Raw genomic sequence first — 17,330 nt, 5'->3', positions numbered from 1 at the left:
AATAATATGAGCGAAAAAACATTGCTGCCGATTCGTCTCGGTATTGACGTAGGTTCTACAACTGTTAAGGTTGCAGTTCTTGATGATGATGATAAACTGATTTACGGTGACTATCAGCGTCACCGTGCTGATATACGTAGTACAATTATTACAGTTGTAAATAAAGCCCTTGATTTTCTTGTTGCAAATGTTGAAGGCGGTGAGTCTCGTACAATCACTGCAAAAGTAACAGGTTCGGGCGGTCTTTCAGTTTCACAGTGGCTGAACATTCCTTTTATTCAGGAAGTTATTGCCGCTACTACTTCTGTAAAAAAACTGATTCCTCAGACAGATGTTGTAATTGAGCTTGGTGGTGAAGATGCCAAGATTACTTATTTCCGCGGTGGTGTAGAGCAGCGTATGAACGGTACTTGTGCCGGTGGTACTGGTGCCTTTATTGATCAGATGGCAGCTCTTTTGGAAACTGATGCTTCTGGCTTGAACGAACTTGCTAAAGGCATGCAGCAGATTTATCCTATTGCTGCCCGTTGTGGTGTATTTGCTAAAACTGATATTCAGCCTTTGATTAACGAAGGTGCCCGCCGTGAAGATATTGCGGCTTCTATTTTCCAGGCTGTAGTTTCGCAGACAATTTCCGGTCTTGCGTGCGGTAAGCCTATCCGCGGTCACGTAGCATTCCTTGGTGGGCCATTGCACTTCCTTGATCAGCTTCGTGCTCGCTTTGTTGAAACACTTAAACTTAAAGATGATGAAATTATTGTACCTGAAGACAGCCAGCTTTTTGTAGCTTCTGGTTGTGCGTTCGGTGCAGAAAGAACTTTTGGAGACGGAACTTTCAGATTCCCTACAATTTCTGAGTTCCGCGAAAGTCTTAAGAATCTTGTTGGCGCAGAGCTTAGTGAAGTTCAGCGTCTTGAACCACTTTTCAAAAATCAGGCAGAGCTTGATGAGTTCCAGGTACGCCACTCAGAGCAGAAAGCTAAGCGCGGTGACCTTACAAAAACTCACGGCCCGGTTTTCCTTGGTCTGGACTCTGGTTCTACAACAACAAAGGCTTGTCTTATTGATAAAGACGGTCGTATTATCTGGGACTTCTATGCACACAATCAGGGTAATCCTGTTGAACTTGCCGTACAGGTTCTTAAAGACCTTTACGCAAAACTTCCAGAAGATGTATATATTGCACGTGCCGTTTCAACTGGTTACGGTGAAGCACTTTTTCAGGCAGCTCTCGGTGTAGACTCTGGTGAAGTTGAAACTATCACACACTTCCGTGCTGCTAACTTCTTTGTTCCTGGCGTTGAGTTCCTTCTCGATATTGGTGGACAGGATATGAAGTGTCTTCGCATGAAGGACGGCGCTATCGTAAGTATTCAGCTGAACGAAGCATGCTCTTCTGGTTGTGGTTCCTTCCTTGATAACTTTGCCAACACAATGGGCATGGACGTAAAAGAGTTCGGTAAGATTGCTTTGATGGCGCAGAAACCTGTAGACCTCGGAAGCCGCTGTACTGTATTCATGAACTCACGCGTTAAGCAGGCTCAGAAGGAAGGAGCTTCGGTAGCAGATATCGCTGCAGGTCTTTCTTATTCTGTAATCAAAAATGCTTTGTTCAAGGTAATTAAACTCCGCAAGGCTTCTGATATTGGTGAAAAGGTAGTCGTACAGGGTGGTACTTTCTTTAACGATGCCATTCTCCGTGCCTTTGAAAAAATTGCAGGCGTTCAGGTTTACCGCCCGGACGTTGCAGGTCTTATGGGCGCTTACGGTTCTGCCCTTATTGCTTACGACCAGTGGCAGGATCTTATGGCTCCAAAACCTGGTGAGCCGGAAGGAACTGTTCATGATGTTCGCTCTGGCATTGCAACTCTTGAACAGCTTAATAACTTCCATGTAGACCTTGAACTTCGCCGTTGTGGTAAGTGTCAGAACAACTGTCTTCTTACTATTAATACCTTCTCTACAGGAGACGAAAAACGAACCTTCATTACCGGTAACCGCTGTGAAAAGGGTGCTGAAATTGAAGGTACAGTAATTGACGCAAGTAACAAAAAGAATACAGGACTTGATGATGACGATGCAGGTCCACTTCCAAATCTTTTTGAATGGAAATATAAGAGACTCTTCAACTATGCTCCACGCAAGCCTGAAGATGCTCCAATGGGTGATGTTGGTATTCCACGTGTTCTTAATATGTATGAGAACTATCCTCTGTGGTTTACCTTCTTCAACGAGCTTGGTTTCCGTGTAATTTTGAGCCAGCGTTCAAGCCGTACAGTTTACGAAAAAGGTCTTGAGACAATTCCTTCTGAATCAGTTTGTTACCCTGGAAAAATCAGCCATGGTCATGTTGTTTCTCTTTTACAGCGTGGCATTAAGTTTATTTTCTATCCTTGTGCTCCTTACGAGCATCAGGAAGATGCCGGTGCTGGTAACCACTATAACTGTCCTATCGTAACAAGTTATCCGGAAGTTTTGCGCAATAATGTTGATGAACTTCGACAGGATCCTTCTATTACATATATGGATCCGTTCCTTCCAATTTATGATAAGCCTCGTCTTGCAGAACGTCTTTGTGAAGAACTTCTTCCTAAGTTCCCAAAACTTTCACGCGATGCAATTTATGCAGCTGTTGATAAGGCATGGGAAGAGCAGGAAAGATTCCGCGAGGAAGTTCGTCAGAAGGGTGAAGAGGCACTTGAAGAAATCATTACAAAGGGCGGAAGCGGTATTGTACTTGCCGGTCGTCCTTATCACCTTGATCCGGAAATCAACCATGGTATTCCAGAAATGATTAACGGACTTGGCCTTGCTGTTCTTACAGAAGACTCTGTTGCACACCTTGGAAAAATTGAACGCCCTCTGCGCATTATTGACCAGTGGGTTTATCATAACAGACTTTACCGTGCTGCTCAGTTCGTTTCGGAAATGCCATCACTCGAGCTTGTTCAGTTAACAAGCTTTGGTTGTGGTCTTGATGCCGTAACTGCTGACCAGGTAGATGAAATCCTTCGCGCTAAGAGCCGCATGTACACTCTTATCAAAATTGATGAAGGAAGTAACCTTGGTGCAGTTCGTATCCGTATCCGCTCGCTTATTGCTGCCGTAAAAGAACGCCGCCGCAATAAAACTAAGCCGGTAATTAAATCTTCTGCATATAACCGTGTTGTATTTACTGAGGAGATGCGCAAGAAGTACACAATTATTGGCCCTCAGATGTCTCCAATCCACTTCCGCATTTTGCAGAAGGCTTTTGGTGCCTGCGGCTACAATTTTGTTGTTCTTGATGCTGTTGATCCTAAGGCTGTAGAAGCTGGACTTAAATATGTAAATAACGATGCATGTTATCCTTCTCTGCTTGTTGCAGGTCAGATGATTTCTGCCCTGGAAAGCGGAAAATATGATCTGGACAGAACGGCTCTTATTATCACCCAGACCGGTGGTGGCTGCCGCGCGACAAACTACATTGGCTTTATTCGCCGTGCGCTTAATGACGCGGGCTGGAGCCAGATTCCGGTACTCTCGCTGAGTGCTCAGGGCTTTGAAAAGAACCCGGGCTTTAAGATTACATTCCCTCTGCTGGATAATCTTGTTAAGGCGATTATGGTTGGAGACGTTCTTATGCGCGTTCTTTACCGTACACGTCCTTACGAGGCTGTTCCTGGCAGTGCTAATCAGATGTACGAAAAGTGGAATGCACGTGCAGAAGCATTGTTTACAAACAGAGTTTCTTCTCATAAATATCACAAGCTTTTGAAGGATATTATCCGCGACTTTGATAATCTTCCTCTTAAGCCAATTAAAAAGCCACGCGTTGGTGTAGTTGGAGAGATTCTTGTAAAGTTCCATCCAACTGCAAACAATCAGATTGTTGAAACAATTGAAAGAGAAGGCGCAGAGTGTGTAATGCCAGACCTTGCAGACTTCTTCTTCTATTCATTCAGTACAGGTATTTTCCGTCACGAACAGCTTGCCTTCCCTAAGAAGACAGAACGCAATGCACGCCTTCTTGTTTGGGGACTTGAGCTTTACCGCAACAAAATGAAAAAATACCTGCGCAAGAGCCGACGCTTTGAAGCACCATCTTCAATTTATGATTTGATGAAGGGTGTTGATGATATTGTTCAGATTGGAAATATTACCGGTGAGGGCTGGTTCCTTACTGCAGAAATGGTAGAGCTGATTCACGAAGGCGCTCCAAGTATTGCCTGCGTTCAGCCGTTCGCTTGTCTTCCTAACCACGTAACTGGTAAGGGAATGATTAAGGAACTTCGCCGCCGCTTCCCAGAAGCAAATATCAGTGCAATTGACTATGACCCGGGCAGCTCTGAAGTTAACCAGTTGAACAGACTTAAGCTTCTGCTTTCTAATGCGCCGGTTGGAAATCATCCGGATGAGGTTGATAATAATATGATCCGTATGGCAGACGGCTCTCTTGTTCAGGCAGAGATTCGACTTGCTGCGGGCGCTACAGATACTGACCCTGCCGGAGAAGCAATGAAGGCTTAACCGTGCAGGTTAGGGGGAGGAAAAATTGAAAAAACTATGTTGCCTTATTCTGGCAGTATGTATTTCACTTCAGGTTTTTGCAGCCTATAACAGGCTCGGAATACCAGACTCTTCAGAAATCCGCAAAGGACTCGAAGAGAAGTGGTTTACCGCTCCCCTCAGCGAAGTTCGTGCAAATCCACCGGAGATTCGCGCGAACAACAATGGTGAAAAATTTCAGATTCGTCTGGAAGAAAGCGAATCAACCTTTAATGTTTTTGTATCTCCCCGTGCCCTTATCAAAGTAAATGTATTTTCAGATAAGGGAATGTGGACAGAGGAACAGGAACTTTATCCTGGAGACGTTGCCGGAAGCTGGGTGCTTATCCGCGACAAGAGAACAGGAAAGCCTCTTCGCATCCGCTATTATTTTGTAAAAAATAGCGAAGTATATATTCAGTTTACTCCTCAGGGAAAAATTGCTCTTGCAGACCTTGTAATTTTTGGAAATTACGCAGCCCGCGGAGTTCCTACAGGAATGGCTTTTGAAAAATTCTATTCAGCATCTTTTGAAGATGTAATGACAATCACAGAAACAAAACTGCCATGGAATTATGTGCTGGTAGATCCTCAGGTTTATCACAGCATGAAGCAGATGTGCGCAGTAATTCATGAAAAACTTCCTTCAATTTCTTATGTAGAAGATGCCATGTATGACGAAAATCGTGAGCTTGTGCACATTTCTACAGGAAAAAAGTTCGAAATTGAAAAAAAATCAGATAAATCTGAAGAAAAACTGTTGCTTTCTTCCGCTGGATTTGTTAAATGGATAGCGGATGGTCTCGTTGAGCCAATGTCTGGCGGAGTTCTTATGAGAGATCCGCTGATAAAAGAAACCGTTTCCGTAAAGGACAATGGAAGACAGGGCGTTCTTTCTCAAAAGTATGACCTTTTCTTCTCGTTGAACTGGGTAAGAAATCTTGCTTCGGCAGTGGTTTCTGTTTACTCCGGAAAAACTTATCTGTTTAATCAGTCGGGTGTGGATGTTACAATAAATCCTTTTGCCTCTTCTATTACAGATAAGGGCGTTGCAAATACAGTGACTTTTGTGGAGAATTCTGGCCACACTGTTAAGGTTTTGAATTCTTTGCTTTATGTGCTTGCTGCAACTGAACCGGGAACTTTGTATTTTGGAGCAATAAGAGGTACGGATAGAACCATTACTCCGGAAATTATGGCCTTTAATGAATGTGCAGCATTCTTTCCTTATTTCCAGGATGACGGTGGCTTTGCCTGTACCGTATTTATGAACGGAAGGGAAATGACTCTCGAAAATTTCTGTTATTACTATGCTGATGATTTTGTTTATCTGACGCGAGTAAAATCCTCGGAGCAGTTCTTTCCGCAGTGATGTATGAAAAAGATATTTTTAATAATAAGTTTACTTTTGCTGCCGGTAATCTGTTTTGCACAGCAGGCAGATTCCGATGTTCAGCTTTATAATGATGTAAAACAATCATTTAAAAACGGATTTTATCCTGGGGTTGTTTCTTCTGCAGAACTTTTACAGAAAAACTTCCCGGAGTCTTCTTTTATTCATTCGGCCCTGGCTTATAAGGGCGAAGCTCTTATTTATATGGAAAGTTATGATGAGGCGGCTCAGGCTCTTGAGTCGGCAGTTTCTCATATGCATTCCGGCTCCCCAGAAATTATCCGCTGTAATTATTTACTTGGCCGTACTTTTTATGCTCAGAAAAAATATTCAGCAGCTCTGGAAAAATTCCATCTTGCCTGCAGTCTTTCTCAGACAAATAATGATGATGAATTTTATGCTTCGAGCGTTTTGTATTCTGGCCGTGCTTTTTATGAACTTGAAAAATGGAAGGAAGCAATTCCTCTTTTTGAATATGTAGCTTCAAACGGAAAGTCTTATGAAACTTCAGATTACGGGGAGTCTTTGCAGAAGCTTTTTATCTGTTATAACAAAACAGGTGCTGCTTCTAAAACAGTAATACTTTTTAACAAGCTTTCTGAAAATGATTTTGAACGCCCGGTCTATATGACTCTGTGTTTTTATTACGGAGATGCCTGCGCTGCTTTGAAGAAAAATCAGGAAGCGTATGAAGCTTATACCCGCGTGCTCGAAAGCGGAGAAAAGTCTCTTGCAGTTGCGGCTTTGAAAAAGGCTTATGTTATTTCGTCGGAAAATGGAATTGCAGATTCTGGCGAAGTGCTTACAAAAACTCAGGAAGCCTTTAGTGATACTCCGGAATTGCTGAATGAGTTCTGGCTGCGTCTTGCAATTGATGAGTTTAATGTAAAGAATTATGAAAAGTCAGAAACTTATCTTTCGAATGTAGAGATTTCGGAAGATTTTGAAAATACAGATATTCGTTTTGTAAAACAGCTTTACCAGGCAAAGGTTCTTCTTGAAAAAGGAAAGCCTGTTGAGGCGGAAAAAGAACTTTCTGGTTTAGAGAGTCTTGCTAAAAAAACTGAAGCAGAAAGTTTTGCAGATTCTTATTATTCAACTTTGCTTCAGTGTAAAATTCAAAATGAAAAATGGGATGAAGTTCCTGTAGTTTATTCAAAGATTAAAGCTCCGGATAAAAATGCTGTATTTGCAGTTTCTTCTTACTATTATAAGAAGGAACAGTTTGATAAGGTAGATTCTTCTTGTGGCGAGCTTTATGCTTCGGCTTTGTGTAAGATGGGCCGCTATGAGCCGGCTTGCCTTGAGTACGCAAAGCTTGGAAAAGCTAATCTTGATTATGCGCTTGCTCTGTTCCATTGCGGCCGCTACGCTGATGCAGAAAAAATTGCGGCTGCGTCTGGAGCTGGCGAGCCTGCTAAGGATTATGTTCGCGGACTTTGCTTTATAAATCAGAAAGCATGGAAGCAGGCTGCAGAAAGCTTTGCTTCGTATATCCGTTTGAACTCAAGCCGTAAAGATTTTTATCACCTTTCTCTGTACTACAAGGGCTATGCCGAATACAACCTTGCAGAATTCAAAAACGCTTACTCTTCATTTGTCCGCTATTGTATGGAAGTGCAGGGCAACGGAGATTATGTTCTTCGCGGTTATGAGTATGCGGTAAAGTCTGCACTTCAGAGTGGTGACTTTAAGAACGCCTCTGCTCAGGCTGCAAACCTTGTTCGTTATTCACACGAAGGTGAACAGAAACAAAAAGCAGTTATTTTAAGTGCAGAAATTCTTACTGATTACGAAAACTATGATGCGGCTATTGAACTGCTTGCACCTTATACCACCGGTCGTGATGATTTTGCAGCTCAGACTATTTTTATGACTGCTAAGATTTATGAGCGCCGCGGTAATGTTTTTAAGGCTGATGAATTATACCGCCGTATTTATGAAGGTCTTCCTCGTTCATCATACGCTGAAGAAGCTATGTACCGTTCCGGTGAGCTTTATTATTCTCATGCTGATTATTCTAAGGCGTTCTCTTACTTTAATACTTACATCTACAAATATACTTCGGGCCGTTTTAGTGACGCTGCCATGTTCTATTGTGGAGACTGCGCGCTCCGCCTTGGAGAAAACGACCGCTGCGTAATGCTTAATAAGACTTTGCTTCAGAAGTGGCCGGCAAGCGTTTATGCTTACGGCGCGAATAAAAATCTGCTGGAAGCTTATTACCGCCAGGAAGAATATTCACAGGCTCTGGGAATTGCGAGAGTTATGCTTCGCGATTTTGCTCAGCAGGCGGCTGATGATGAAATTGGTAAGCGTGCTAAGGAACTCGAGAAAATTGTGAGCGGAACAGACCGCCGCGTTGCAGAGAAAGAAAGCGAGTATTCAAGGCTCGGTGAGGCTTCAACTGTAGCGGGACGTAATGCGGGCACCGAGCTGGTGCGCTTGTATGCGGAAAGTTTGTCTACTCAGAAAGAGGCTTATGAGCTGGCGGCAAAATTGTTTGCCCGCCAGACTACGAGTGAAGAGAGAGGGGCGGCTGCTTTTAACGCGGAGTTTATTGCGGAGTACAGCCGCAAAAACGGAGATAATAAAAAGGCTGCGCAGATGTATCTTAAGGCAGCTGAGTATTATAGAAGTGTAAAGGACAGCACAGGTGCTGCTTCGTCACTTTACGGTGCAGCAGAAGCATTTGCTGCAGAAGGTCTTACTGGTGATGCACGCGAAACTGCAGCTTTGCTCAAGGAGCTTTATCCTCAGAGTATTCAGGCTGAACGTGTAGACCGTGTAACTGGCGATGCCAGAAATTAGAATTGATTATTGGAGTTTTTATGAAACCTATTAATAAAAAATCTGTATTATTCTTGCTTTCAGTTCTTGCAGTTTCTGGAACAGGACTGTGGGCTCAGAATATTGAGCTTCCGGAAGTAACAACTGTAATTTCTGGAGAAACAGAAAAGGCTGGAGAAGATACTCTTCCTGATTTTAGTGATGTTCTTAAACTACCGAGCGGTAGCGGTGGAGTAGAGCCTGTGCTTCCGGAAGTTGAAACTTCGGAAAGTACAGACATTGCATCGGGTGTTACAAAGCCTGTAGAAAAATCAGTTTATGCCGAAGGTCTTATTGGAGGCGGATATCCTGCATTTTTTACAGGAAACATTTCTGTTGCACGAGCAATTGGAGCTAGTCCTTTTAAGTTCAGCTTTGAACATGAATCTGCTCTTGGTTATGCAAAGCATTCTGTAACAGACGGTTACAGCGATAGAACGACAAAGCTGAGCGTAGAAAAGCAGTATAAGAAAAATCATCTTGAATGGGGTGCTTCTGGTTTTTACAAATCTGCCTCAGACGGACTTCAGGGAAATCTGATTTATAATGATTCAATGATTGGTCTTTTGAACCGCGATTTTTACGATGCTAAGGGAAATATTATTTATACTTTTGATAACGGCTTTAGCATGGGAGCTGCAGCTGTTGTAGATTTCTATAACCGCTATTCAGAAATTGCCTGCCCTCAGATTGATACTGTGTGGTTTTCTTCTATGCAGCCTTCTGTTCAGTTCCGCTGGGCTGGTTATGGCTTTGATACCGGCTTTACAACTGACTACGACTATGATACTGAATTTTCTGATAATATTGTTTTCCCAAAAAGTAACAGAGTTCAGTTCACAATTGATCTTTCATGGAAAAATGATTACGTAAAACTTTACGGAAATGCAGCTGCTGTAATTGGAAACAACTTTATGGAGAAATCTGTAATTGTTCCTTTTACTGTTGGAGTTGATTCTTCATTCCCTGTTTATTTTGCTAACCGCCGTGTTTCAATTTCTGCAGAAGGTGGTATTGATTCTTACAAGCCAAAAGCTTATGGGCTTGAAGAGAAAAATAAGTTTACTAACCTGAACTGGAATCCTACAGAAGTTTCAGAATGGTATGGAAAATTCAACTTGAGTATTCCAATCAAAACTTCTTTTACAGGAAGTATGGGTGTTGAATACCGCCAGACAGCTTATGATAACGGAAGATGGTGTCCGGTTTATAATGAGCTTTTTGCAATCTACGGCTATGAGATTAAAGATTTCCAGGTTCTCGCTACAGACTTAAGCCTTGCATATCATCAGGGAATCTTTACTATAAGCGGAAGCTGGCATTCAAACTGGCTTGATGTTTATTTTGGCGAAAATATTCAGACAGTAAAACTTGATGTAAATATTCAGAATGAAGATTCAAAGTGGGGAGTTGATATTAATTGTCTTCTTCCTATCAATGAAGATATGGAAGCTCCAGTTGTTAATACAGAAGGCTTTGTAAGAATTACACCTTCTGTAAGAGCAATTTTGAGTGTTAATGATTTGATTAAATTGTATCAGGGTGAAACCCGCGCTTATGCCGGTAAATATGAAGCAAGAGGCGGTTCTGCTGCTGTACTATTAAAATTCTTTTTCTAGGGGGAAACTATGTTTCAGACATTAAAATCAGGCGGACCTTTGATGTTCCCAATTATCATTTGTGGAATCATCGCAACTTTTATCATTATTGAACGATGTATTTATTTTTTCAATATCAATAAGAGAGATCAGAAACTTATGAGTGATCTTGATGGCTCTCTTGCTGCCGGAAACTTTGAGGCTTGTGCTGTTGCATGTGCTCAGGCAGACACACCATTGGCTCAGGTAGTAAAAAAAGCTATGGATTGCCGCCGCTATGAAGAACATGATTTGCGCGAAGCTGTAGAAGCAGAGATGGATTTTGTAATTCCTTCTCTTGAGCATCTTTTGACTCCACTTGGAACAATTGCAAACATTGCAACTTTGCTTGGACTTCTTGGAACAGTAACTGGTAACATTAAGGCATTCGGCGTTCTTGGTAATGGTGGTTCAATGGGTGATCCATCACTGCTTGCCGGTGCAATTGCCGAAGCTCTTGTAACAACTGTTGCAGGTCTTTGTGTTTCAATCCCATCTGTAATTTTTCATAACTATTTTGTTTCCCGCGTAAACCGTAGAGTAGTAGAGATGGAAGCTAGAGTTACATCTGTATTATTGAGATTAACAGGACGTGTTCGTTAGGAGCATCTTATGAAACTGAAAACTAAAAGGGAGCGTATCCGTTCTAACGTTGATATGACTCCTATGATTGATATTGTATTTCAGCTGATTCTTTTCTTCCTTGTTTCTACAACTTTTGCAACCTTGCCTGGAATTAAGCTGAATCTTCCTCAGAGTCATACTGCAGAATCTACAAGCCTTATGGGAATTACTATTACTGCAGACAGTAATGGTGCTTTGTATTTTAATGATAAAGAAGTTTCTATGACTGGTCTTGGTGAAGAACTTTTGACTTTTGATACTGGTACAACAAAGAAAGAAGAGTTCCCTGTTTCTCTTGAAGCAGACTCTGAAGTTACCAACGGAACTATTGTAAAGATTTTTGATGTAATTCGCGAAAGCGGTTATTGTGTTATAAATCTGAGGACAACGGCAGAAAAATGATTAATTATAGAGGAAAGCCTGTTTTAGGTCCGGACAGTTCAAGCAAAAATACCAGCGAGTTTTTTGCGCTCGCCGGCACCGTTCTGTTCTGGCTGCTTTTTATGATTTTCTCTTTTGTGATTAAGCCTCAGCCTAAGAAGCAATATAAGGAAGTGCAGATTGTGCTTTCCAGTACACCTGTTGTTCAGAAGGCAGAAGAGTCTCCGGCTCCCGCTGAACAGGCTGCATCCAGCGCTGCCGCTGCCGATGTCGCTGTTGCCGAAGTAGTGGAGACCCCAGCACCTAAACCGGAACCTGTAAAGAAAACTGTTGAAACACCAGCTCCTAAAAAGGTTGAAACACCAAAACCAAAAACTCAGACTCAACCGAAGAAAGAACCTGCAAAGGCTTCAACTACATCAAAACCTGCAGCAACACAAAAGCCTGCAGAGCCAGTTGAATATGCATTAGATCCAATGGAAGCTTTCGCTAAGCAGACAAAGCAGACTTCTAAAAAAGAGTTTGACTGGTCTTCTTTTGATGATGATGAAGAGGAAACTTCAGCCACAACACCAGTGAAAACTGTTCAGAGTGATGCACCTGCTTTTTCTGGTTCTGCTGGAACTGCAGCTTCATCTAGTGATTCAAAAGTAACCAGTTCATCAAACTCTTCAAAAAACAGTTCTCAAACTGCATCTTCTTCAACTTCAAGTGCACTTCAGGGAATTAAGAATTCAACTTTCAAAGGAAATGCAGCTAATGGTGTTCAATCTGAAACAAACGCTAAAGCAAAAACAAGCGGTAGCGGTAAGGTTGAAATTGAAATGTCAAACGGCAGATCTCGTGCTTTGATTAAACCTGCGAGTCCTGTAATAAATCTTTCTGCTCAGGCGGCAGCTACTATTGATGCATCTATAACAGTTTCTATTTCTTTCAAAGTTAATGAAAAAGGAAATGTCTCTGGAGTTATTATCAGTCCATCTTCTGCATTTAAAGAAATTATAAAGCAGGAAATTACTGGTCAGTTACTTGATTGGCTTTTTGAGCCGGCAGATTATACAGCAACTGCAACTTTCGATTATACAATTGTCAAACGTTAGCGATGGGAGCCACGCCGAAGGCGGCCACCGCAAGCGAGCGAATGAAGTGAGCGAGTGCGGAGGCTGGAGCGAAGCGGAATGGCGGACGTAGCGACCCGACCGGAGGGAGGGGAACGTCCGTTAAATTACCTATATTTTAAAATCTAAACTTGTATGCTAGTATTTTAGTTGATAAAACGTTTGACTGATGCTATACTGAAATCATAAAAAACTGGATATAAATATTTCAGATATTCGAGGGTTCATAAATGGAAATGACTTTACGTTGGTACGGAACTGGATTTGATTCCGTAACCTTGCAGCAGATTCGCCAGGTACCGGGTGTGCACGGCGTTATTACAACTTTATACGATTCTGTTCCTGGCGATGCGTGGGAACTTGCTGCTATTCAGAAAATCAAAAAAGAAGTACAGGATGCTGGTCTTAAGATTGCCGGTATTGAAAGTGTAAATATTCACGATGACATTAAAATCGGTGGCGGTGACCGCGATAAATACATCGAAAACTACATTAAGACTTTGGAGCGCCTTGGTCAGGAAGATATCCACATGGTTTGCTACAACTTTATGCCTGTTTTCGACTGGACTCGTTCTGAGCTTGCACGCGTTTGTGAAGACGGCTCTACTGTTCTTGCTTACAACTCTAAGGCTATTGATGGCGTAAAACCGGAAGAAATGTTTGCTTCTATTGATAAGGATTCAAACGGCTTTATTCTTCCTGGCTGGGAACCTGAGCGTATGGCCCGCGTAAAAGAGCTTTTTGAAATGTATAAGAGTGTGGATGAGGAAAAACTTTTCAATAACCTCGTTTACTTCCTTAACGCTATTATGCCTGTCTGCGATAAATACAATATTGATATGGCTATTCATCCGGATGATCCTGCATGGCCTGTATTTGGTCTTCCTCGCATCATCACTAGTCAGGATAAGGTTTGCCGCATGCTCAAGGCTGTAGACAATCCTCACAACGGTTTGACTTTCTGTACTGGTTCATATGGAACTAACCGCAAAAATGACCTTTGCGAATTCATTAAGGCTGCCCAGGGACGCATTCACTTTGCACATGTTCGCAACCTTAAATTTAACACTGCTATTGATGATCCTGTTCTCGACTTCCAGGAGTCTGCTCACCTTTCTAGTACTGGTTCTTTTGATATGTTCAAGATTGTTAAGACTCTGTACGAAACAGGTTTTGATGGTATTATCCGTCCTGACCATGGTCGTATGATCTGGGGCGAGAAGGCAATGCCAGGTTACGGTTTGTATGACCGCGCTCTTGGTGCCTGCTATCTTCAGGGGCTCTGGGAAGCCTGCGAGAAGTCAATTGATCGTTCAGGTGTGAAACTGTATAGATAAAGTTCCGGTGGTTTCGACAGGCTCAACCACCGTATTTTCAGAGGATTAATTATGAAACTTACTAAAGACGGAATAAAAAATACTGCAGAGTGGGAGAGTAAAGGATACTCTCTTCCAAAGTTTGACCGTGCAGCTGTTGAGGCTGCAACTAAGGCTGAGCCATTCTGGATTCATTTTGGTGCGGGAAATATTTTCCGTGCGTTCCAGGCAAATGTTGTTCAGAACCTTTTGAATGATGGTGTTCTTGACCGTGGTCTTGTTGTTGCTGAAGGTTATGATTACGAAATCATCGAAAAGATGTACCGTCCTCATGACAACATTGGTGCACTTGTAACTTTGAAGAGCAGCGGCTCGGTTGAAAAAACTGTTGTTGGTTCAATCATGGAAGCTCTTGCTGCTGATTCAGATAACGAAGCAGACTGGGCTCGCCTCTGTGAGATTTTCCGTGCGCCTTCTCTTCAGATGGTAACTTTTACAATCACAGAAAAAGGCTACCTTCTTCGTAATGCAGCCGGCGTTATGATGCCTGGTGTTGAAGAAGATTTCGCTCAGGGACCGGTGCTCCCTAAATCATATATTGGTAAGGTTGTGACTCTGCTTCACGAGCGTTATGTAAACGGAGAACTTCCAATTGCTATGGTGAGTATGGATAACTGTTCTCATAATGGTGATAAATTATATGCAGCCGTAAACGAGTTTGCAAAAGAGTGGGAAAACCGTGGTGTATGTAAGCCAGGCTTCCTTGATTATGTAAACAATGCAAGCAAGGTAAGCTTCCCTTGGACTATGATTGATAAAATCACTCCACGTCCGGATGCTAAGATCGAAAAGATTTTGGCTGATGACGGCATTGAGCAGCTGGAGCCTGTAATCACTTCTAAGAAAACTTATGTTGCTCCTTTTGTAAATGCAGAGGAGTGTCAGTATCTTGTTATTGAAGACAGCTTCCCTAACGGACGTCCTGAGCTTGAAAAGGCTGGTTTGTATTTTACAGACCGTGCTACTGTAGACAAGGTAGAAAAGATGAAGGTTTGTACTTGTCTGAACCCTCTTCATACATTCCTTGCTGTAAGCGGTTGTCTTCTTGGTTACACTTTGATTGCTGATGAAATGAAGGATGAAGATCTGCTTCGTCTTGTAAAGCGTCTTGGTTATGAAGAAGGACTTCCAGTTGTAGTAGACCCTGGAATCATTAAGCCTCGCGATTTTATTGATGAGGTTGTAAATATCCGTATTCCAAATCCATTCATGCCTGATACACCTCAGCGCATTGCCTGTGATACTTCGCAGAAATTGAGCATCCGCTTTGGCGAAACAATTAAGGGCTATCTCGGTCGCAGTGATCTGAACATTGCAGACCTTAAGGTAATTCCTCTTGTATTTGCTTTGTGGCTGCGCTACCTTACAGGAATTGGTGATGATGGTAAACCGTTTGAACTGAGCCCTGATCCTCTTCTGGAAGAGTGCAAGAAGTATGTGCCGGGAGACATCGATTCGTTGTTACACCGTAAAGAGATTTTTGGTGTAGACCTTTTTGAAGCAGGTCTTGCAGAAAGCGTAAAAGAATTATTTGCAAAATTAAATTCTGGCGTGGGTACTGTTCGAAAAACTCTTAAAGAGATATAATAGGCCAAATTAATAAAAATGGTTGCACATTCGTGCAACCATTTTTTTGTCTATTTTTACGACCTTATTCGGTCCCTCAGGAGTTTTTATGAACAAACGTCAGAAAGCAGCGCTTGTGTTAAATGTTCTTATTCTTGCTTTTACAATTTTTGCAACAATAAGTCTGGTAATTGGATTTAAGTTTATGCAGGACATCACAGTCCTCTCAGAAAAGAATTTCAAATCCTTCAGATATTTTACAATCCAGTCTAATCTTCTTGCTGCAATTGTTGCTCTTATCTACATTATTTTCAAATGCGGCCCAGCCGGAAAGAATTGTGAAAAGCTTCCAACCTGGCTTTATCTTTTAAAGCTTGCCGCAGCCGATGCAGTAGCCTTTACAATGTTCGTTACAGTTTTCTATCTGGCACCAACTTCATCAAAAGGTTATTTTTCTCTCTTTATGAATTCAAATCTTTTTATGCATTTGCTTACACCTCTTTTGTGCATCATCAGCTTTATCTTTTTTGAAAGTGCAGAAAAGACTCCATTTAAGTTCAACCTTGCCGGTGTAATTCCAATGGCACTCTATGCTTCTTTCTATACACCAAATGTTCTTCTTCATCTTAAGGATGGAAAGCCAGATCCTGTATATGACTGGTACGGCTTCCTTGCATTTGGTTTGAACACAATCTGGATTGTAATTCCACTTCTCGTATTTATCGCATGGCTTTTATCACTTGGCCTCTGGGCTTTGAATAAGAGAATTGCCTCAAAATAAACAATAATTATTTGCTTTTTTCTGAAATTGCTTTATACTACTGATAGTAATACTATCAGTAGTATAAGAGGTAATTTTATGAAGAAACACATTATCAGTTCAGTGATTCTTGCAATCACACTTATCTGTTCACATTCACTTTTTGCAGAAGAAAAAACATCACTTTCATTATTTTTACAGACAGATGCAGCTTACTATCCTGAATCAAAATGCATAACAGGAGACTCTCATTTTGCGCCAATCACAGGTGCTTACAGCGGACTCGAGGGTGCTGTTACTTTTGGTGCAGACTACAAAATTGCAACTCCACTTGGAGAAAACTGGCTTGTTTCAGATGCTAATGTAGTTCTTGGCGGTGGCATTGAAGTTACTCCAATTTCTGTTAAGCCAAAAGCAAGCGTACAGTTTACACCAGTTCCTTTCCTTGTTTTTAAGGTAGGCGGTGCAGTAGGCTGGGGCTGGAATATCGGTGGAATTGAAGGTCTTTGTGAGTTGAATAAAACAACCTGCGAGTATGAAGCAATCTCTACTTTTGATCATCCTTATTATGATGTATGGGGATCTGCAACTTTCCAGTTTGATACAGGTGCTTTGATTCCTGGAGACTGGAGCCATGTTGTAATTCTTGCTTCTTACAGCACAACATATTCTGGAATTGCCGGACTTGATGCAGACAGCATTTATGAATGGCAGTGTGGTGCAAATCAGGCTCGTGGTTTGAAGTACGAGGCACAGGGAATTCTTGGATATCAGATGCCAATTCCTCTTCATCTTGCTGGTATAATGGTAAAGGCTGGTGGTCATTATGATGGAGCAGACTACGGTAAGTTTGATGAAAACTATGACGGTGCTTTTGTTACAGTAAACGTAAGCCCTGTAATGCAGTTCCAGTTTGGTGAAAAAGATGATTTGTACTGTCTGTTTGATTTTTCAAGCCGCAGAAGCTTGAATGCAGAATACGAAAAAGCCGGTGAATCACTTTATCTTAAAAAGACAGGCCGTGAATGGTACTTCCAGCGCTTTGCTTTGAGCTGGACACACAGATTCATGTAATATCAGCAAAATTACATACCCCATAGAATAATTGCAGTTTAATCA

General features: G+C 41.9%; 11 protein-coding genes. All 11 read left to right on the top strand.

The window, feature by feature from the left end; genetic code table 11:
• The first annotated feature begins 6 nt into the window (after positions 1-6).
• The 11 genes from BM161_RS13145 to BM161_RS13095 all read left to right on the top strand — a co-directional run bounded on the left by BM161_RS13145 (position 7) and on the right by BM161_RS13095 (position 17,285).
• Positions 7-4,509, top strand: coding sequence for a 2-hydroxyacyl-CoA dehydratase (locus BM161_RS13145; protein WP_074933425.1), 4,503 nt, complete (start codon positions 7-9; stop codon positions 4,507-4,509).
• A 25-nt stretch (positions 4,510-4,534) separates the two neighbouring features.
• On the top strand, positions 4,535-5,899 hold the full coding sequence (locus tag BM161_RS13140) for a hypothetical protein (protein WP_074933422.1): 1,365 nt from the start codon (positions 4,535-4,537) through the stop codon (positions 5,897-5,899).
• Between the two features lie 3 nt (positions 5,900-5,902).
• Positions 5,903-8,731, top strand: a complete 2,829-nt coding sequence (locus BM161_RS13135; protein ID WP_074933420.1) for a tetratricopeptide repeat protein — start codon at positions 5,903-5,905, stop codon at positions 8,729-8,731.
• A 20-nt stretch (positions 8,732-8,751) separates the two neighbouring features.
• Positions 8,752-10,368, top strand: a complete 1,617-nt coding sequence (locus tag BM161_RS13130) for a hypothetical protein (protein ID WP_074933417.1) — start codon at positions 8,752-8,754, stop codon at positions 10,366-10,368.
• 9 nt (positions 10,369-10,377) lie between these two features.
• Positions 10,378-10,989, top strand: a complete 612-nt coding sequence (locus BM161_RS13125) for a MotA/TolQ/ExbB proton channel family protein (RefSeq protein ID WP_074933414.1) — start codon at positions 10,378-10,380, stop codon at positions 10,987-10,989.
• Positions 10,990-10,998: 9 nt separating this feature from the next.
• On the top strand, positions 10,999-11,412 hold the full coding sequence (locus BM161_RS13120; protein ID WP_074933411.1) for an ExbD/TolR family protein: 414 nt from the start codon (positions 10,999-11,001) through the stop codon (positions 11,410-11,412).
• Complete coding sequence (locus BM161_RS13115) at positions 11,409-12,491, top strand: hypothetical protein (RefSeq protein ID WP_074933410.1); 1,083 nt, start codon at positions 11,409-11,411, stop codon at positions 12,489-12,491. The genes BM161_RS13120 and BM161_RS13115 overlap by 4 nt, the downstream gene beginning before the upstream one ends.
• 248 nt (positions 12,492-12,739) lie before the next feature.
• On the top strand, positions 12,740-13,846 hold the full coding sequence (gene uxuA, locus BM161_RS13110) for a mannonate dehydratase (RefSeq protein ID WP_074933408.1): 1,107 nt from the start codon (positions 12,740-12,742) through the stop codon (positions 13,844-13,846).
• A 51-nt stretch (positions 13,847-13,897) separates the two neighbouring features.
• Positions 13,898-15,472 (top strand): mannitol dehydrogenase family protein, encoded by a 1,575-nt coding sequence (locus BM161_RS13105; RefSeq protein WP_074933407.1) that lies wholly within the window; start codon positions 13,898-13,900, stop codon positions 15,470-15,472.
• Between the two features lie 88 nt (positions 15,473-15,560).
• Positions 15,561-16,232 (top strand): hypothetical protein, encoded by a 672-nt coding sequence (locus tag BM161_RS13100; protein WP_074933405.1) that lies wholly within the window; start codon positions 15,561-15,563, stop codon positions 16,230-16,232.
• Between the two features lie 78 nt (positions 16,233-16,310).
• Positions 16,311-17,285 (top strand): hypothetical protein, encoded by a 975-nt coding sequence (locus tag BM161_RS13095; RefSeq protein ID WP_074933404.1) that lies wholly within the window; start codon positions 16,311-16,313, stop codon positions 17,283-17,285.
• Positions 17,286-17,330 lie beyond the last annotated feature (45 nt).

Source organism: Treponema bryantii, assembly GCF_900113965.1.
Lineage (GTDB): Bacteria > Spirochaetota > Spirochaetia > Treponematales > Treponemataceae > Treponema_D > Treponema_D bryantii_A.
The sequence above is the reverse complement of the archived record's forward strand: the minus strand, read 5'-3'. Positions and strand labels throughout refer to the sequence as shown.

Excerpts from the sequence above, each read along its gene's own strand:
- BM161_RS13115 (WP_074933410.1), top strand. The coding sequence starts at position 11,409 with ATGATTAATTATAGAGGAAAGCCTGTTTTAGGTCCGGACAGTTCAAGC.
- BM161_RS13125 (WP_074933414.1), top strand. The coding sequence starts at position 10,378 with ATGTTTCAGACATTAAAATCAGGCGGACCTTTGATGTTCCCAATTATC.
- BM161_RS13130 (WP_074933417.1), top strand. The coding sequence starts at position 8,752 with ATGAAACCTATTAATAAAAAATCTGTATTATTCTTGCTTTCAGTTCTT.
- uxuA (WP_074933408.1), top strand. The coding sequence starts at position 12,740 with ATGGAAATGACTTTACGTTGGTACGGAACTGGATTTGATTCCGTAACC.
- BM161_RS13135 (WP_074933420.1), top strand. The coding sequence starts at position 5,903 with ATGAAAAAGATATTTTTAATAATAAGTTTACTTTTGCTGCCGGTAATC.
- BM161_RS13145 (WP_074933425.1), top strand. The coding sequence starts at position 7 with ATGAGCGAAAAAACATTGCTGCCGATTCGTCTCGGTATTGACGTAGGT.
- BM161_RS13100 (WP_074933405.1), top strand. The coding sequence starts at position 15,561 with ATGAACAAACGTCAGAAAGCAGCGCTTGTGTTAAATGTTCTTATTCTT.
- BM161_RS13120 (WP_074933411.1), top strand. The coding sequence starts at position 10,999 with ATGAAACTGAAAACTAAAAGGGAGCGTATCCGTTCTAACGTTGATATG.
- BM161_RS13095 (WP_074933404.1), top strand. The coding sequence starts at position 16,311 with ATGAAGAAACACATTATCAGTTCAGTGATTCTTGCAATCACACTTATC.
- BM161_RS13105 (WP_074933407.1), top strand. The coding sequence starts at position 13,898 with ATGAAACTTACTAAAGACGGAATAAAAAATACTGCAGAGTGGGAGAGT.